This window comes from Mycolicibacterium wolinskyi (genome assembly GCF_002101965.1).
Lineage (GTDB): Bacteria > Actinomycetota > Actinomycetes > Mycobacteriales > Mycobacteriaceae > Mycobacterium > Mycobacterium wolinskyi.
This window is the reverse complement of sequence record NZ_LQQA01000005.1, coordinates 241679-260357: the sequence shown is the minus strand read 5'-3', so window position 1 is coordinate 260357 and position 18679 is coordinate 241679. Positions and strand designations below refer to the sequence as shown.

Below are 18679 nucleotides of genomic sequence, written 5' to 3'. Positions count from 1 at the left end.
CGGAAACGATGTGGACGACGATGTTGCGCGCCGTGGTGGTGCGTGGCTCGTTCGAGGGTGGGCCCGGCCCTGCAGTGGGCGCTATGCGATCGCGCGGCTGGCAGGTTTGGGGTCCTGTTGGACCCGGGCGCGCGTGGTTACGTTCGTGTCGGCGGGTGGCTTCCAGAGGACCAGGTGTCGGGCTCGGGTCAAGGCGACGTAGAGCAGGCGCAGTTTCTCGTCGTCTTCGTCGTCGATTGGCTGGTCACCCATGTCGACCAGGACGCTGTCCCAGGTGCCGCCTTTGGCTTTGTGGACCGTGGAGACAGTGACATCGGCGTCCTGTGGTTTGGCCTCCAGCGCTGAGGCCAGCTCGGCGATCTGAGCGATGCCGTAGTCCAAGATCACTTTGACTTTGTCGCGCAAATCCTGGTTTTCGGGTTCGTCATCATCTAGCCATTCATTCCACAGGTCGAGGTCAGTGAAGCCCTGCAGGACCGTGTTCTTTGCTTCCTCGGCCCGGCCTGCTTCGACGAGTTGGACGTCCTTTGCGAGTCGTTGCAGCTCTTGGATGTCGATGGTGGAGTACACGCGTCGGCCGGCTTGCAACTGGGTCATGATGCGGTCGATGACCAGCGCGTTGGTGCGGCAGACGATCGCGGTCACCGCGGTGGTGTCAGCATCGGTGTAGCGGTGCCGCACCTGCCCGTTCTTCGGGCCGATACCTACGAGGCGGATTCCGCTGCCCGCGGGGTCGAGCGTATCGAGCACCTTGTTGGCTTCGGCGGCGATCGCCGGCCCGAAGCGCCGCGACTCCGTCAACGGCAGCGCAGTCACACCGGGCAGGGCGACGAATCCTTGCATCGCGTCGACGCTGCCGGTGAAGGTGTAGATCTGTTGGAATTCGTCGCCGACCAAGGCCAGCTGGACGCGGCCGCGTTGAGCGACAACCACCTCGGCGAGAACAGGATTCGCGTCCTGGCACTCGTCGTAGAGGAGGACGTCACCGGGGCTACCGATCGTCGGTCGGGTCAGCGCCCACGCCTTCAGGTAGTGCCCGTGGCCGGTGCCCAGCGGACTGGTCGGTGTGCACAGTTCGTCCCACATTCGTTGGCCGCTGGCGATGAGTTCGCGGCGCACGAGCGGGCGGAGTTGGGGTTGCAGCTCGGCCAGCGACGGCACGTGCTTCCAGGTGACCTCGTCGTCGGCGGACTGGCAGAACTTGTCAACTGTCTTGCGGGTCAAGGTGTAGAACCGACGCTGGACGGTGAACGAGGGGTCGTGGCGCGGAACGCGGATCCCGTCGTCGGTGGGCGTGACCGCATCGACGTCGATGGTGGCGGCCAGGCAACGAGAGGCCCGTCCGATGCCCAGCAGTCGCAGCTCCTCGCCGATTTTGAGATCGCGCCGGTTGAGGCGCTCGACCATGTGCCGAAGCGATGGTTTCGCGCGGCAGGCCCGATTGGCGTACGAGTGCGCGGTGGAGGCCCGGGCGTTGGTCAGCCCGTACTTCTTGAATGTCGCCTGTACCTCTTCGGCGTTGCGCTTGTTGAACGTGAGGTACCAGGCGGTCGCGCCGGGCCTGTGGCGGCGCTGGGCGTCGGCGATGAACGCCAGTGTGGTGCTTTTGCCGGTGCCGGCGCCGGCCTGGACGGCGAGGTCTTCCCCGCGCAGGTACGCATCGATCACAGCCCGCTGCTCAGCGGACGGGGTGAAGAGGACGGGCACGGTGTTCCTCCAGGTTGCCGGTGTGAATTGTTGCGCGTGGGTGTGACAGGTCCGGGTCAGCGGCCAGGCTTGGCGTCTGCGCTCTCGGAGGGAGCCTCAGTCGACGCGCCGTAGCGGGCGTCGGTTTCTAGGTCGTTGGCGACCCACTGGCCCTGGTCGGTGTAGAGCATTTCCAGGGGCAGGGTGATGGTTTGGAACGACGAGTCACTGACGTTGGCTTTGACGCTGGCCAAGACGTGCACGGTGCTCCCGGGTTCCGGATCTGCCGGCGGGACAGCGCTGCCGTAGATCGCGACAGTCTCGGTGCTCTCGTATGGGGATGCTTGGGCGGGTGCGCCGCCGCATTCGCAGTTGTCTCGGAAGCTGCCGGATACGGTGCGCCCGAGGCTCGCGTTGTCGCCCTTCTTGAGGTAGGCGTCTGCGAAGTCTCTGATGGCTTTGCCGAGGGCGCTGGAGGGGTCGATGGTTTCGGGGTAGCCGGTTTCGACGCGGAAGGGTGTCGCTGTGGGGTTGATTGGCAGTGGTGTGCGGGTCGCGCGGTAGGACACTCCGTGCTGAACGAACTGGACGCTGTATCGGCGCTTGGTTGGTGTGAGTTCCCCGGGGGCGGTTCCGATCACGTCGTAGTCGAAGATCCAGTTGCGGTCGCCGTCGGCTTCTTGGGTGTATTTCTCTGGCCCAAGGTCTTTTATGTCGGTGACGCTGAACGGTGTCGGCGGTAGCGGGATGCCGCCGGGGATGCTCGATATCTCGTCGATGCGTGCTTGCAGTTCTTGGCTGTTGGGCGTGGCTGATCCAGCGAGCCAGAGCACGAGAAAGTCGCGGCCGAATCTGGAGGCCTTGTCTGCCAGGGCGGTTTCGGCCGGAACGTCGACCGGGTTCGGAGCTGGCAGAGCGTTGATCCGCTCATTTCCGATGAAGGACATGACCAGCGCTGCCGGTCCGCATAGGACCGCGGCGACGTAGAGCCGCTTCTGCGTTTTCCGATTGAGCTTGCGTGCTTTGTCGAACAACCCCACGACGCGACTCCTTGCGATGGATCGATCCGGCCGGGAAGGTCTTTGTCCCGGCGAGAACTCATCATCACCGGCAATACGTTTGCGTAGTTGTGACACGCCACCGGAAATATCGCGCCACGAACGACGCCACGAACAGTGCCGTCCGGCACGGTCCTCGCCGGGCGCGGTGGGTTCGCCTAAATGGCGACCTATCAGCTTGTTTCGTACTGTCGGCTGGCTTGGTTGCGCGGTCGTTCGGGCGCAACGAAGCCCGCCACAGCTTTGAGTACCTCGCGGACTCCGAGCGGCGCAACAGAATGCGCCACGGTGAATGCCACAGCGGAGCGGTGTTGCGGACTGCTCCGGCGGCCAGCCGTATGGTGTCGCGGGCGGTGGCCGTCGCGCGACACACCCTTGTCGCCCCCAGGATTTGAAGAAAGTGGAGATACTGGCGGCGGGAGTGCCTATGACTACTGAATTTGTTGAGCGGTGGAAGTCCGGGACGTTGAGCGCTGACGAGCTCGACGCCCACTATTCGCGTGTCCTGAGTGAGGCTCGAGAATCGATCAGCGTTTCTGCGGCTCTCAGTGACGATGAGCGCCAGGCGGTCACGTCACGACTGGAGACACTCAAAGACATCGTTGACGGGGGATCGATCGGTGCGCTCATCGAGGGCTTCGCTGCCAAGGGAGGTCGACCAGTCCATGTACATGACGACTCGGTGGCGACGGTGTCCGTCGTCGACGACGACGAGGAGTATCGACGTCACACAGAGCAAGAGGCACGGCGCCGCGGCGTGTTCGCCGCCGAGTCGGCGGCCGACGCAGCCGCCACCATCACCGATTACCAGGGCCACGACGACCCCGCGGTCTTCGCGGTGACACCGGAGACCAGCGACCAGGAACCCGACGATGGCTCCGCAGACCCTGCAGGCTTCGCCCCGTACGAGAACCAGCCGATCGCCCCACCGTTGCCCCCGCAGGTGCCGCCGGCAGAACCAGGCAGCGGCCCGGCGATGCAATATCCCGCCGCCGCGGCCGTCGATGTGGGACAACCCCTCGACGGATCCGACGATTTCCACCTCGGCGAGAAGAAACCGCCTCCCGCGTACGTGCGGGCACCGATGGAACTGGCGCAGAAGGCATGGACACGTTTCCGCCGACTGCCGACGGCGATCCAGGCTGTTGCCGGTCTACTCGTCGCGATCCTGGTGGCCGTTGGACTGTTCGGCCGCGGCAGCACCCCTCCCGAGGCGCCGCCCAACAACGCCGGCCAAGAAATCGTCGTCAATCCCAACGGCCAGCAGCCGGCGGCCGATACCGGACTCGTCGAGCTGCAACCAACCGGGGGAGTCGGATCCAGCTGTGACGTCAAAGGGTTCGAAGCGGCCCGCGCGTTCGGCAAGAACAAGGGCGATGGCTGGGTGTGCACACGTGCCCACGGCATCGACAGTGCCTTCATGGAGATCGACTTCGGTCACGAGGTCACGGTGTGCAGTGTCGAGTTCATCCCGGGTCTGTGGCTGGACCACGCCGGCGGGACGAACGAATGGGACCTCCACAGGGTCGTCACACAGGTCAAAATCCTTGTCCCCGAAGGACAGCCCCAACCTGACCCGATCAAGATCACCGATCTATCGCCCGTGTCAAAGAAGCAGAAGTTCCCGAAATGCTTCAACGCAACGCGCATCAGCTTGATCGTCCAGGCCACTCAACGTCCCGAGCGTTCGACGCAGACGGTCGCAACGCCACAGGACAGCGACGATGTCGACAAGACGTTCGCGCTGTCAGCCCTGAAATTCATGGGGTATGACACCGCCCGACGGTGACCCCGATCTCTACCCGGAAACCCTACTGACAAGGCAGGAGAGCCCTTGATGCAAGCCACATTCCAGATCCCGCGAGTCATGGTCCGGCAGTACGCCGATGCCCTGGAAAAGTGGGTGGACTCCCTCAAATGCAACGTTGCGGGGGACACGGGCCGGGCCAGGGCGCACGCGACTGAGGCGGCAGGCAGATTCGACTACATCGCCCAGCAGCTCACCGTCGACGATGCCGGCACAGATCCGCATCCGGACGCGGTCATCGCACAGTACGCGATCCGCGAATACATGGAGCCCGACATCGCATCGGAGATCAAGACCAGCGAGCTGGAGGCGTTGAACCGCAATCGCAATCTGATCGGCACCCTGTATGAAGAGGCCGCGAAGTTCTACTCCTCCCGCAACGGTGGCCAACCGGTGGAGCGGCCCTATGCGACGTTCGGATGGAAGGACACCGGCACCCGTTGGGCATTGACCAGCCCCGCAGAAGCCAGGGCCGCACTGGCGCTGCGCTACGTCGAGACGAAGGACTTCGCCAAAGCCAGCGATCTTCTCGGGCGATTCGATTCCAACCTGTGCCCAGGCCTCGACGGCGCGCACATGGTCCTGCTCGCCCAAGCCGGACTGTGGGACACCCTGATCAACGTCGCCGGCGCAGTCGGCAGCCGATACAGCAACGAACGCACCCGGTCGCTGCAGCCAGGCGACCCGGACGCCCTGGGTCACACCATGAAACTGAACACCTGGTATCTGGCGATGTACTTCCAAGCCCTCGCCTATGCGTCGCTGGGCGAATTCAGCACTGCCGAGCCCATTTTCACCGAAGTTGAGCGCGCAACCACCATGCCGGTGCTGGTGTCCCTGTCAGCGTTCAACCATGCGCGGATGGCTCAGGCCCAAGGCCGCGACACCCTCGCGTCGGAGCTGCTGTCGGAGTCGCTGCGCATCCATCCGACCCAGCGCGCCCGGGCGGCGATGAGCACGGGGATCTTGCCGCTGCGGGTGACCAGTGCCGACCTGATTTCGCGTCGGCGTGACCGGTGGGACCCCGAGACCGAGCCTGACCCCGAGCTGGAGCGCAAGCAGCAGCGCAAGTCTGAGCAGGCGCGCATGCTTGAGCGCGCTGAGCTGAAGCTGCAGGAAATCATCGGCATGAAAGCGCTCAAAGCCGAGATGGAAGAACTGTCGTTCGCCGCTGCGGAGGAAGGGGTGCAGCGGTCCCGGGGCACGGGAACCAAAGGCGCCAACTTCAATTCGCTGCTGCTCGGCCACCCAGGCACCGGTAAGACAACGATCACTGAATACTTGGCGCTGGTGTTCTGCGCCCACGGCCTGGTCGACGAGCCCGAGCCGGTGGTCCTGTTCCGCGCCGATCTGGTCGCCGGATATCAGGGCCAGTCTGCGAACAAAACTCGTGACGCGCTCACCAAGTACACCGGCCGCTACATTCTGATCGACGAGGCATATGCGTTGGCTCAGCCGCCCGACGCTAGCGGTCAGGGCGTTGATCCATTCGGCGTGGAAGCGCTGGACACGATCGTGGCGATGTCTGAAGGTCTGTACCAGAAGAACACGATCATGGCGCTGGCCGGATATCCGGACAAGATGCGCGCACTGCTGGAGGTCAACCCCGGTTTGGGTGGCCGGTTCCCGCTGCGCTACGAGTTCGCGTCCTACTCCAACGAGGAGCTGTACGAGATCTTCGCTATCCGCGCCAACGAACGCGGAAAGGTCCTTGATCCCGACGTCAAGGACCTGTTCGTCGGAGGCGAGTTCGGAATCCTGCAGCGTGAAGTGACCCCGGGAACGTTGTTCGCCGACAAACTCAACAACGCTCGGCTGATGAGGGACCTGATTGAGACTGCGGGCCGGATCGGATCAACGCGGCGAGGACGAAGCGGTCGCGATGTTCACTCGTTCACCGATGCCGAGATCGCGCAGGTCACGGCCGAGGATGTGAAGGCTGCATTCTGGCGGCTGGTCGAGCCGAAACGGTATCTCCTCACGGGATAGGGAACGGGTAGGTGTTATCGCCGGAAGATTGCTGGATTGGTGTGTCGCAACTGTCGACTCGCACACCTGGGAATCATGAGTGCATGGTTGCGACTAGGGGCCCCAGCGTCCATGCAGGCAAGCATGACGCGGGCAAGATCTGCCCAGCCGTCACCTGAACAACGCGAGTGCACCCGCGGGAGGAGATCATGAAACGACATCCGGCAGAGGTCACAGCCGATCGGCTCGGCGAAGCCTACGAGAAGTGGCACGACAAGTTCGATGGCGCCGAGCTGGACATGATCAGTCAGCTCAAACACGCATTCGACCAGATCGCATCCGGCGAGCGCTGAACGACCGCAAGGAGGCGGCGATGGACGGCTGTAGGGCCGAGTTGTGCCCGATGTGGGGCGGTGATGACTGCCTGTGCGAGGTGTTCGACCTGGACCCTGACAAACCTCCGCGCAACGGAACATTCACGATCAATGTCCCGAACGACCCAACGTAGGGCCCGCCCAGGATGAGAACCAAGGAGTGCTACCTTTGCCACCGGATCGGGCAGCGTGCCTATGTGCCTATGTGCCTATGTGCCGTACGGCAATTCGGCGTGGCGATGCTCCCGAGATGATCTGTGTCGCAGCCGCATGGCGCGCCGCCAAGGGTGATGTACTCACTGAAACTATCGGCTCTTTCGGAGGTATGCCCCGTGGGCGAGTTGGGAAAGCAGATCGCGGAACTGGAAGATATGTGGAAGCACGCCTGCGACGTGGCAACCGCCAGCATCGGCCAGCCGGATCGAGCGCATAACGTGGCATACCGCAATGAGCTTGCAGCGCAACTGGAACGACTGAAAGCCGACCTGGGTGACTTGTAAAGGATGGCCATGGTGATGCGACTCGATGAGCAGGGCAGGTTGTACGCCGAGGTCGAATGTGAAGCGGCCACACGTATGACGTCGCCAGTGCGATGCAGCCACTGTTCCCGGCTCTATGATCTCGGGGCAGTGACGGTGACGGCTCGCTACGCCGACTGCTCGGTATGGAAATCGCCGTGTTGCGGCCGAACGGTTGACGACCGTGGTCGAGGCTTGAAGGCGTTCCCCGACTTCGAGCGGATCACACGGGTCTGCCAGGAGTAGGGGGTTCATCGTGGCTATGCAAAAGGGAACTGATCGGGCGCGGCGCGAGATCGAGACCCACGAGCATGAGGCTTGGCAGCTTCAGGAGAGCGCCCAGGGAGGCTGGTATTGCGCGGCGTGTGGCAGGCCCGTCGACGACGCTGAAGCGCACAAGCTCGCCGGTTCGCCGCTGGGCTCGTCGTAGGGCGCCGGACAGCACTGGACACACCGCCTGGTAAGCATGGTCCGCCACCCCGTCGGAGGATTACGGCTTGGGGCGCGCTTGCTCGATGATCTGGGCTGGTGTGCCGCACGCTTTGGGGTCGCTGATGCTCGGCCATCGGTTGGGCATGTGGTACTGGTCTGGGCGGCCGGGCAGTAGCGTGTGGCTGCCGGCGAAGTCGATCACCCGTTGGATCTGTTCGGGTGTGTAGCCGTTGGCAGCTTGGTTCAGTACGAAGTCGCTGTACGCGATGCAGACCGCTTCGTAGCCCGGTTTGATGGCTCCGGATATGCCCAGTTGGTTGGTCTTGTAGGTGAGCATGGTGTAACCGGCGGCGACGACTGCGGCGATCGCGGCGACGCTGGCTGCGATCGCGGTGATGATGGGCAGGCCGCGGCGACGGGCCGGGGTGTGGTGCGGCCGGTCCTGTAGCGTCAGGGGTTGGGGGAGCTGTGGTTTGGGATCGTCCATGGTTTTCCTTTGTGGTAGTGGGGCTTTGGGGTTCTTGAGGCGCTCATGGAAGGCTGGCGTGCCCTGGGCCCAAGGGGATTGACGAGGGTCGGCGGTTGCGGTGGCGGCTGACGAGTTTGCGTAGTGTTGAGGCCCTGTCAGCGTCGATCACGTCTGTCGGTAGGAGGCCGGCATCGCGGAGGATGTCGTGGAATTCCGGGGGTACCCACACGGTGGGGTCGGCGGAGGTGTAGGCGGTGATCCAGAGCTGGATCGGTCCTTGCTCGATGATCAGCGGGTACGTCGAATGCGGAGTGTCGACGATCCGTACGGCGGCGCGCATCGCCGCGCGTTCGGCGAGGGTTTCATCGGAGAACCCAGCGTCGCCGGCGGCTTGCAGTGAGGTGAAGAGCGTTCCGTGGCGCGTTTCCGGGCCTGGGAGCCAGGCTGGGGGATCATCGAGGTACTTCAGCCAACGCTGCCATAGCGTCAGGTCGTCGGGCGGACTTGGGTAGAAGCCATTGTTGACAACGTCGGGCGCCCGGAACGTTGCTGGTTCGTCGTCATCCGAAGCACCGTCGGTGACCAACATCTTGATGCGAAAACGATCGAGGTTGTCACCAAATGGCTCAGGGGTCGTAAGGCCGAAACGCGGCCACTGCAAACCTTTCTGGCGGAAGTCGGGATTGCCGTCGTCGTCGAAGATGACGTGGGATACCCGGTTGTAGAAGGCGACTTCTTTGGCGATTTCATCGTCGATCCCAACGCTGGAGAGGGCGCGGTGAGCGTTGCCGGGTCCTGTCCCCCCATAGCCCACTGTCGCGTTGGCAACGCCGATCCAGCTGGCCTCTTCGAGGCGCAGCATCAGATGGGGGATATGCATCGCGGACCCCCAGTTCGGGTTGGCGAACCGCGTGAACGGCTCACGGGAAAGGAACATCGTGTCCGAGTCGGCGAACGATGCCGCGATCTCGGTGACCGGGCCGCCGGCTTGAACGGCTTCGACGAGATCGCTGCCTGATAGGACGGGCAGGGGAGGCGCCGGTGCCGCCGCTCCCGCCGGCGTATCTGAGTTCGCTGCGGCGGCCATGAATTCGTTGAGGGTCGGTCGGGGAATGTTCACGCGACGCGCGATCTCGCTTACCGACATGCCGAGATCTTTGAGCGCGAGGGCGTCGCGGCCAATTGCTTCGGCTCCGTGGCGGGCTTTGGCCAGGTAGGCGGCGCGGGCTGCCTGTCGTGACTCAATCCGCGACAAGTATGCGTCTTCGGTTCCCGTCATAACTCTGATGGTACTACGTGACGGATCGCCGTCAGGTAGATCAGTGTGGCTGTGTGTCGGACTTTGCCGGTCAGGGTGCGGGCCGCCGGCGCGTAGACGTCGCGGCTGCCACGGCGGCGCGGCGTCGCCTAGACCTGCAGGGACCGGTCTGGGCGGCCTGGCGGTTAGCCTCCGCGCGGCGTTGGTGGCGAAGGATGTCCCGATTGGCGGTCTTGTCGCGGGGCCGTTGCGCGGCCCGGCGCGGCTGCTGTTGCGCTCGGCGTGGTGACAGCCGTGGTGCGTGTCGTTGTCCGGGGGACCCCCACAAATCCCTATTTTGTCCAGGCCAGCTGTGGGTCCCTGTTGGCCGTGAGCGTTGCTCGTTGTGCACTTCGTCGCACGCGTTGGTGAGGGCTGACTGACGGCCGAGTAGGGCGCGGTTTTCCAAAGGTGTGTCGCAACTACAGCCGCGCAGAGCCGGTGATGATGAGTGCTGCGCTGGATAGCAGCGGCCCGACTCAGTTGGATGGAGGACTTTGCATGACTGCAAATGTGTTGACGGTCAACGCGGTAGCGGCTACACAGTTTGTGGCTGCCCGCATCAGCGATGGGACGTCGAGCAACACAATCGGCAATCTTGTCGCCATGGCGGCGACGGTGATCGCAGCGGTCGTAATGGGGTTCACCCTGTGGTTCGCATTCGGGGCGTTCCGGGAGAAAAAGGGCAACTTCAAACAAGCCATGCCCGAGATCTTGGGAATCACTGCGACCGGCGTAATCCTCGGAGTCTTCGCCCTGAAACTGCCGAACATCTTCGGCTTCGGCAACACCTTTCTTTCCGACTTCCTGCCCTTCTGAACGCATCCCTTCAGACGGAGATACCAAGTGCGCGCGCGTATATGGAACGGGTCACCCAAGTTCGCTGTTGAGCTGGTGATCTTGGGGGTGCGTTTCGGCAGTGTGTGTTTGTCGCTGCTGGGTGCCGGCCTGGCGATAGCGGTTGTCATTGGGCTGCTGGCGCCGGGCCTCCCGGGTGCCATCGCAGCGGGTGTTAGCGCGGCCGTGGCGTTGGTGGTGACGATGCAGGTGGCCTATTGGCTGCACGCGGTGGACCGCAACCACACGCTCACCGAACCGCTCATTGTGGGGGCTCTCATTTCTGGTGCCCGGAACCGGACATGGATCAATCTCGATACGACACTGGAGGATTGAACGCAGTGGCTGACTACCCGATACGAATCGTTCGTCGTGCCGAGAACGTGGTCTACACCGCTGATGGGGCGGTGTATCTGAACTATCTCTTGCTCGGGCCGATGTTCAGTCCATATGACCTGTCGATGTTCATGGCCTGCCACCAACTCAACGCGGAGCTTTTCGCCGGCGTGGCCGAACTCGAACCTCCCGAGTACACCCTCGGCGGATTCAAGACACGGACATCTGCGCAATGTGTCATGAACCGCATCGTCGATGGCCTGCCGGACTACAGCGCCGACAGATACCCAGAGTTGCGCGATCACCTTGAGGCACTGCGTCGTGATATGGAGCAGGCCGGTGACGCCGAGATCGACCGGGTGTTCTGGTTGACGGTGCGGATGCAGACAGCGGTCAGCTTCACCGACCGTCTGGCGTCACGATTTTTCGAGTCCAATCCGCACGAGCATGTTAAGGATCGTGACGTCTTGGAGTTCCGCGCCAAGGTGGAAGCCGCCATTCCGCGGCCAATGCTGCCATGGCGGACGGTCCCCAGCGATCTGGAATGGGTGTACGAGCGCAGCCGGTTGCGTGGTGTCGAGGTCCCGGTGTTCGATTTGCCCACTCAGCCCACGTTGGACCGTCAACCGTACGCGGGTTCCACCACTGGTGATCGATCGTTCCAGCCACTGATTGTTGACGATGCCGCCGATAGCCGTGCGCTGTACACGCAGTTCCTTGACGATATGCGTGCGCTGTTGCCCAAGGACGAGTTCGAGAACCGTATGAAGCAGTACAAGCGTGCGTTCCGGTCCAACTTCAAGTCGCTGCGTGCAGGTGGAGCGTTAGCGGTGTCGCCGCCTGCTTCTCGGCATCCCGAAGCGCCTGATGGGACGGTGTCCTATCAGCAGGTTCTCGCGTTTACAAGCTTCCCGAAGACGCGGACTGCGAGTGTGAATGCGCTAACCGAGGTTGTTAACGAGATCGGCGGTGCGGATGGCGATTTCATGATCCGGATACAGCCAGCCCCAGAGGACACCGACGTTGAGAACCTGGAGGAATTGCTCGAAGATATCAACGTTTACGACTTGGCGAACTCGTCGACAGAGATTCGTGCCAGCCTTTACCAGGCGAAGCGCGAGGATCTGGCGTCCTATGCCGCGAATGCCCTTCATGACGAACAAGATCCATGCGGCCTACGGGTGACTGTGCTGGTGGCCTTCGGGTCGGCCAACCTCAACGATCTCAATGAAAAGGTGTCAACCACCACCAAAGAGGTCTACCGCCGAGGATTCGTCCTGCGCACAGTGCCCGGCGCGCAGCTGTCGTTGTTTAAGTCGATGTTCCCTTGCACACCGCAGACGGCGACTGTGCGGGCACTGCAGAAGAAGACCACGGCGTGGCGGCTGGCCGGGTTCATGCCGGTGCGCCGGATCGCCGCCGGCGATGGCATGGGGCCCCCGATCTTCTGGACAGACGAGAACGCTCTGCGCAAGCTGGCGCACCTGGACGTGTTGACCGCGACAACACGTGGAAACGGCTCAATCATGTTCTCCGGCGCGCAAGGCTCGAGCAAGACGTACACCGGCCACTTGATCCACTCGTGGCTCAACGACTTCAAGATCCCAGCGTGGATCCTCGATCCGCAAGGGGAATGGGCGGTAGCAGTGACCGCCTATGACTCGTATCGGATCGTGGACTTCCTGCATGGCAACGTGTACTGCGACCCGTTCCTGGTTTTCGCCGACGATCCTGACTACGCCGCGCGCGCGTTCATTGAGTGGTTCTCGCTGTTGTTCTCGGTCCGGCCAGGAACAGCTGCATCCTCGGAACTCACACGGATCGCTCAAGCCAGCTATAGACACGATTTCGGACTGCGAACGTCCCGAGATGTGTTGGTCCACATCGTGAAACACTCGAAGTACGAGTGGAAGGATCTCCAGCCAGTTGCCAGTGAGGCGCTGAGCACGCCGATGCTGCGCTGCATGATTCCGACTGACGAGCAGATTGCAGAAGGGAGGGTGTTCAGTCCGTCGGCGCGAAACATCGTTTTCATGGTGCGAGGACTGCGACTGCCCAAGCCTGACAAGCCGCGTGCTGATTTCGATATCGAGGAGCGATACACCTACATGGTCAACACGGCCGTGGCCCGAATGACCAAGTACTTCTTCGACCGGATGCCCGGCCCAGCAAGGTTCTTCGCCGACGAGCTCGCCTCCTACGACGATCAGGATCTGCTGTCGGATTTGATCGGTACCCCTGACCGGGAGGGCCGAAAGTTCGGCAAGGCGGTGTACGGGTTCTCTCAGCTGACCGATGAGCTGTCCAAGCGCCACTATCAGCGCATCAATACCAAACTCGTGTATCGGCAGGAAACGACTGCGAATGGCGCCGCGGCGCTCAAATGGGCAGACTACCCTGTCACCGAGCGGCTGCTCGAACGGCTGATCACTGATACGTCGCCCTTGGATCCAGATCCCAACCGCAAACGTAAGCCGGTGCGGGGCAGGGAAGGGGAGGGGTACTTCTCAACGCGCGGTATGAAGCTGCGGGTTAAGTCGCTCACCGAAGTGATGCCGATTCGCGCACAGAAGGCTGACAGCGACGTCGAGCGGATGGAGCGTTACGATGCGGCGACGATCAACGCGGCGAATTTGAAATCGCCTGCCGGCAAGCGGTAGCGGGCGCACCGTGTTTTTCGACTTCCAGGACTCCGACGGCACACCGCTGTCGCGGTACAAGGTATTCTACGCGGATCTGCTGAGCTTCAATGTGGCCCGCTCGGCGGCCAATGCCACGGTGATGGTCGTCTACAACCAGGCCGACACGTGGCTGGCCAGCGCCGCGCTGGCCGTGCTGTCGCTGATGTCGTCGACCAATACGGTGCTATCGGCGCTGGGCGACGTGTACCACGCTGTGTTCGGCCGGGTCTTCGAGATTGTTCCGCCGGCGGCGGTGATGACGTTGGCGCTGCTGGGCTACATCGCCTGGGCGTTTGTTGACCGGCGGGCCAATATCCGCAGCCTGGGCCAGGACCGTAACCGGATCGCGGTGGCAGTGGTGCTCACCGTGTTCTTCTCGTGGTTGCTGCGCAACCCGTTTTACCTGATGGACCGCGCGCTGACGTGGATTCCGAATCTGGTCACCGATTTCCTGAACGAACAGAGCGCTGCGGCCGCTGGCGCTGACGGGCGCGCTGGGGTTGGCGGTTACCTCATGGACTCGGTGATACGCCCGGTCACCCAATCGCTGATGTACGGTCGTCCGCTGACCGGCGAGTGTGTGCACGAGTTCTCCCGGGCCATGGACCGGGGCAATGCACCCGCGTGCGCGCCCGCTTTGGCGGAGGCGCCCCAAGGCGCAACTGTGGCCGCGGTCGTGCTGGGGCTGTTCTTCCTTGTGCTGCTCATCTACGGGCTGGTGTTGTTCGTGATGTACCTGTATCACGTGACGATGGCAGCGTGGAAATGGTTTGCGCTGCTGTACTTCCTGATCAAGTCACTATTCGACACTAAGGCGCTGGTTATCCCCAGCCGACTGGTAATAGTGGCCGCCGGCCACACGCTCGCTGCAGCAGTTGTCAACGTTTTCGCGGTAGTTGGCCCTGCCCTGTCGATCGCGATCGTCAATGCGATGACGGACGGCGAGCCAACGTTCTCAGTGATCCTGTACATGGTCGCCGTCATTGCGTTGTTCTTCTTCTGCCGAGAAGCTACCGGCGCGATACTACGGAGGACCGGTGCTATTCATGGCAGCCCCACTTCAATCCTCAACCGTGTCGTGACGCCACGGCCACTTCGCGAAACCGTTGCTGACATCGCATCATTCACGTCGCGCGTGGCTTCGCATGTGCCGATGTTTCCCGGCGCAGCGTTACTGGCTGCTGGGGCGGCCGCAGTCGAGGGCAAGCTGCGCCCCGGCAGTGCCGGCGGCCAAGAGGGGGAGGTTGGGCGTATGTCAGCTCTCAGTGATGCCGACCGCGAAACCATTGATGGCGCTATTGATGTGATCACCGTGGGAGGTGCCCGCGAGCGATCCGCGGAAACAGTTACCTGGCCTGCGCCCCCACCGCAGGTGCCGGACCGAAGCGCACCCGTCAACGGCGAGGCCGCACCTACTGACCAACCCCCTGGTCTGTCCCCCGATCTCGCGATCGCCAATTCAGAGCCAGCACCAGGGCGGCATCACGAACCCTCCACAAACAACGTCGATGTAGCCAGCCCAGTTGTGTTCGGAGGGTTGGGACCCCACCGGCTCGCCCCCGAACCTGGCCCTGCTGTGCACAACGGCAGCCCCGTAGGGGAGCCGCCAACCAGCGCCGGGACCGGCGAGGCGTCCGCGCGCGATGGTGACCACAGCGCAGAAATGCGCGCCTCGGATGTTCGCGCTAAAAGCGCAGCAGTGTTCGGTGGCCTCGGGTCGACCAGCGCGGAGGATCATTCTGGCAGCGACAACGACGTCGATGAACTGATAGCCCCCATGGTGCGCTCATACACCCCTGCGCCGCGGATGCGGGTCGCCGCAGCGACCAACTCGACCGAGGCCACGCCGCAGCGCGATGGGCGGGAAGCGGTGCGCCGATCTGCATCGGCTGCGGCCAAGCGGGAACGGGCCCGGTACGTACTAGCTGCCAGCGGAGCCACCGCGATTCCTGTGTCCGCGGACGGCGACCCCGGAATGAAGGTCTACATGTACAACGACGGCACCCGAAACGTCGTGGATCCGGCCGAGGGGGAGTACGTGATGGGCTCGCGGATCTGAGCGTCCGGCGTGTCCGCCCACGCGGGGACATATCGGGAGAAAATTCTGTCAACCCGAAACTCGTTAGGAGGAGCGCCATGTCAGACAAGGTCGATTACCGGGCGCTATACCGGCCCCAGAATCCACCTTCTGACGGCGGGGCGCAGTACCGTCTTCCCGTCTCGCCGCCGGCAGGGCCCGCTCCCGGGCCCGCTCATCCAGTTCCGGCCGCGCCGGTGCCTTCGACTAATGGCAATCATTGGGAGGGTCCGTCGGGCGGTGCTGCTTCGCCGGGGCTGGAATTCGGGGTGGCGCGACGCCCCCACGCCACCACTGGTGTGCGCGGCCGCCTCAACCGGATGCTCGGTACTCGCCTGCCGCCGACGGCTGCCGAGGAAGCCTACGAAGCTGAGCGCCGGTCCATTCAGGCGCCGGTGCCGACGATCAAATACGTCGGTGTGCTGCACGCGAAAGGCGGCGTTGGGTCTTCGTCGGTGTTGCAAATGCTCGGCAACACGCTCACCGACCAGCGTCGTGAACCGGTGTACGCGATCGACGCTGATTACGGGGGCAGTCTGCTTGGGCGAACCCTGGACGCTTCAGGGATGAACTCACCCAAGTCGACGCGGGCGCTGTACCGCTGGGACCCCATGGGTGGTGAGCATTTCGGTTCGATGTTCACGCGTACCCCGCAGGGGCTCATGGTGATCGGCAATCCGAATGACACCGAAGAGGACCGGATGACCGCACCGGAGTTCATGGAGGTGTTCAGGAAGTTTCCGAAAGAGGGACCGCTGCGGCTGATCGACATGCCGCATCGCGACAGTCCGCTGTTCGGGCCTCTGCTATCGGGGTTGAGCAGCATCGTCTTGGTTACCACGCCGGAGAAAGACGCAGTGAGGCTCTCGCAGAAGCTGATTGAGGCCATTCGTGGGCCTATGCGTCGTCCCGATCTGGTGGCATCGATGGTGGTGGTGGTCAACCACCGTAGCCCTGCCGATCCGCTGATCGACGAGGCCAGACTCGAGCCGGTGTTCGAAAGCGGGGATGACCGCGGGGCGGCGGCAGGCCTCAAGCGGGTGCTGTACACCCGCTATGACGAGCATCTCGCAGAAGGCGGCCCGGTGGATCTCACCCTCGTTGATGCCGATACCCGCAAGCGCTATGTGACCATCGCCGCGGCCGTCGTTGCCCGCCTGACCGTATAGAGGAACGGAGACCCAAATTGACTGATACAGCAATGGATACGCACGAGTCTGCGGACCTGAACGAGAATGTTCCGGCGCCGACCAACATTGAAGAGGTGTCCGACTACCTGGCTCGGATTTCGACCGAACTCAACGACCGCAAAGCCGCGGCCGAGCAAGCCGCCCAGCGGTTCGCCGGCGTCGAGCAGCAGGCGCAGGCCGAGATCGATGAGGTGACACGCAGGGCTTTCCGAGAGGTCCGTGAGGTCCAGCAGCGCGCCGAGGCCGAAATACGGGATGCACAAACACGTTTGACCGGTGAGGTTGAATCGGCGAGCAAGGAGCGTGACGAAGCCGCGGCCCGGTACGCCGACGCGATCGACAAGGTCGTTGCGTCCGGCTTGGTGGCGCGCAAGCTGCTGGCGTCCATGGGTTTCGCTGCTCCTCGGAGCAAGCCGAGGCCCAAGCCGGTGGTCTCGAAGATCAAGCCCAAAGACGTGGATGCCTAAATGGCGATCCAAGAGAAGGACAAGGTCCTTGTCAGCGTCGATGCCGACAGCGTCGTGGTCGATATCTCGCTCCCGCTGAATCGCCCGGTCAAGTCGTTGGCCTACACGGTGGCCAACTACTTTGTTCGCGACAAGGGGTACACGATTCCGTTCCTGGCGGATGAGTCCGCCGAACTGATGTTGACCCCAGAAATCGGCAGGCCCTTCCCGCCCGATGCCACATTGGCGGACATGAAGGTGTTCGACGGTGACACCCTGGTGCTGACGTCGACCGATCGCAACGAGTACTACCCAGAATTCACATCGAACCCGGCCCGGGCTGTGGCATCTACCCAGGAGAAGTTCTTTTCCCGGTGGACCAGCGAGTCGTCGCAGCGGTTCTACGGCATCGTGTCGCCGCTCGTGGCGGCGATGGCCGCACTGGTGGGGTTGTGCGGTGTGCTGTACCGAGGGATGGACTACCTGCGTTGGCCTCTGGTGGGCGCGGCCGGCGGCATGCTGGTGTTGTCGCTGTTCATCATGGTTGCGCTCAAACAGCTCTCGCGCGGCGGCATCGCGCCAGTGCTGCTGTCCTACTCGGTCACCGTCTATGTGTGCGCCTTCACCGTGGGCGCCGCGATCGTGCCCGGCGCGCCCGGGCGGTGGCATGTCGCATCCGGTGCGGTGTGCATCATCCTGGCGGCGTTGCTGCTGGCCGGAGCGATACGGGAGCCCTTGTGGCTGCACTACGGGGTGGGGGTGCCGGCCGCGGTCGTCACCGTCGTCATCCTGATCAACCTGGTGTGGTCTGAAAGCGGCAACGTCGTCGCGTCAGAGATCATGCTGCTGGCCTCTGCGTCGGTGTACTTCTGCGACAAGACCGCGATGTCTGGTGCCCGAATCAAGCTGCCCGGCATGCCGGCACCCGGTGAACGACTTCGGCTGACCAGAGCAATGGACGTGGTGGAAATGGCCCGGTCAGCATCCTCGGGGCAGAGTCTGACCAGCGAAGTCAACCAGGAAGCGCGCGCAGTCACGATGCACAACCTCATGGTTTCGGTGGCGGGTGGGTCCTCGGTCCTGGTGGCCGTGTCTGCGTTGGCGGCCACCGTGCTCGTCGACAGCGGCCACATGTGGATGCAGCTGGCATACGTGTCGACGGTGACCGCCTTGCTGTACCTGTTCGGCACGTGGGCCGTCGATCAAGGCCTGCGAGCGACCGTGATGTCGGCGGGTGTGCTGTCCTGGTTCGCCGTCATCGTCGGGCTGCTGTTTTCAGCTCACACGAGCCCGGTGATGATCGGTGCTGCGTTGGGGATCTCGGCGGTGTTGATGTTCGCGTTCGGTGCGCGCACCTGGCGCCAGGCGCCTGAGATGGCAGAGCCGTTGCGGCGCAAACTGCTGCTCTTGGAGGCGTCGCTGTACATTCCGCCGATTGTGCTCCTGTACTTCCTGGTCGACGGATACACGCGTATTCGTCAGTTGCACATCGGATTCTGAAAG

At 63.2% G+C, this 18679-nt stretch carries 16 protein-coding genes; 12 read left to right on the top strand and 4 right to left on the bottom strand.

The window, feature by feature from the left end:
- Window positions 1-81 precede the first annotated feature (81 nt).
- Window positions 82-1707, bottom strand: a complete 1626-nt coding sequence (locus tag AWC31_RS03175) for an ATP-binding domain-containing protein (RefSeq protein ID WP_085142623.1) — start codon at window positions 1705-1707, stop codon at window positions 82-84.
- 56 nt (window positions 1708-1763) lie between these two features.
- Window positions 1764-2726, bottom strand: a complete 963-nt coding sequence (locus AWC31_RS03170; protein ID WP_085142621.1) for a hypothetical protein — start codon at window positions 2724-2726, stop codon at window positions 1764-1766.
- Between the two features lie 445 nt (window positions 2727-3171).
- Between AWC31_RS03170 and AWC31_RS03165 the strand changes: the two genes are divergently transcribed.
- From AWC31_RS03165 to AWC31_RS37285, 5 genes are all read left to right on the top strand, one after another.
- Window positions 3172-4533, top strand: coding sequence for a hypothetical protein (locus tag AWC31_RS03165; protein ID WP_133060078.1), 1362 nt, complete (start codon window positions 3172-3174; stop codon window positions 4531-4533).
- Window positions 4534-4581: 48 nt separating this feature from the next.
- The gene (locus AWC31_RS03160; RefSeq protein ID WP_085142617.1) at window positions 4582-6540 is read left to right on the top strand and encodes an AAA family ATPase; all 1959 of its coding nucleotides are present in this window, start codon (window positions 4582-4584) and stop codon (window positions 6538-6540) included.
- 188 nt (window positions 6541-6728) lie between these two features.
- Complete coding sequence (locus AWC31_RS37295) at window positions 6729-6872, top strand: hypothetical protein (protein ID WP_165765898.1); 144 nt, start codon at window positions 6729-6731, stop codon at window positions 6870-6872.
- A gap of 353 nt (window positions 6873-7225) precedes the next feature.
- Window positions 7226-7393: a DUF7461 family protein gene (locus AWC31_RS37290; RefSeq protein WP_165765880.1), complete on the top strand. Its 168-nt coding sequence runs from the start codon at window positions 7226-7228 to the stop codon at window positions 7391-7393.
- 274 nt (window positions 7394-7667) lie between these two features.
- Complete coding sequence (locus AWC31_RS37285; RefSeq protein WP_165765897.1) at window positions 7668-7841, top strand: hypothetical protein; 174 nt, start codon at window positions 7668-7670, stop codon at window positions 7839-7841.
- 60 nt (window positions 7842-7901) lie between these two features.
- Here AWC31_RS37285 and AWC31_RS03155 read toward each other — a convergent pair whose 3' ends face one another.
- Window positions 7902-8330: a hypothetical protein gene (locus tag AWC31_RS03155; protein WP_085142614.1), complete on the bottom strand. Its 429-nt coding sequence runs from the start codon at window positions 8328-8330 to the stop codon at window positions 7902-7904.
- A gap of 43 nt (window positions 8331-8373) precedes the next feature.
- Window positions 8374-9591, bottom strand: a complete 1218-nt coding sequence (locus tag AWC31_RS03150; protein WP_085142612.1) for a hypothetical protein — start codon at window positions 9589-9591, stop codon at window positions 8374-8376.
- Between the two features lie 519 nt (window positions 9592-10110).
- On the opposite strand from AWC31_RS03150, the gene AWC31_RS03145 reads away from it, so the two are divergent.
- From AWC31_RS03145 to eccD, 7 genes are all read left to right on the top strand, one after another.
- Window positions 10111-10428: a hypothetical protein gene (locus AWC31_RS03145; protein ID WP_133060077.1), complete on the top strand. Its 318-nt coding sequence runs from the start codon at window positions 10111-10113 to the stop codon at window positions 10426-10428.
- Window positions 10429-10455: 27 nt separating this feature from the next.
- Window positions 10456-10782 (top strand): hypothetical protein, encoded by a 327-nt coding sequence (locus AWC31_RS03140; RefSeq protein ID WP_085142607.1) that lies wholly within the window; start codon window positions 10456-10458, stop codon window positions 10780-10782.
- 5 nt (window positions 10783-10787) lie between these two features.
- Complete coding sequence (locus AWC31_RS03135; RefSeq protein WP_165765896.1) at window positions 10788-13442, top strand: ATP-binding protein; 2655 nt, start codon at window positions 10788-10790, stop codon at window positions 13440-13442.
- A 10-nt stretch (window positions 13443-13452) separates the two neighbouring features.
- Window positions 13453-15522 (top strand): hypothetical protein, encoded by a 2070-nt coding sequence (locus AWC31_RS03130; RefSeq protein ID WP_085142603.1) that lies wholly within the window; start codon window positions 13453-13455, stop codon window positions 15520-15522.
- 77 nt (window positions 15523-15599) lie between these two features.
- Window positions 15600-16709: a CpaE/TadZ family protein gene (locus AWC31_RS03125; RefSeq protein WP_133060076.1), complete on the top strand. Its 1110-nt coding sequence runs from the start codon at window positions 15600-15602 to the stop codon at window positions 16707-16709.
- A 17-nt stretch (window positions 16710-16726) separates the two neighbouring features.
- Window positions 16727-17197, top strand: coding sequence for a hypothetical protein (locus AWC31_RS03120; protein ID WP_133060075.1), 471 nt, complete (start codon window positions 16727-16729; stop codon window positions 17195-17197).
- Entirely contained in the window at window positions 17198-18676 is a 1479-nt protein-coding gene (eccD, locus tag AWC31_RS03115) for a type VII secretion integral membrane protein EccD (RefSeq protein WP_085142595.1), read from the top strand.
- The last annotated feature ends 3 nt before the right edge of the window (window positions 18677-18679 follow it).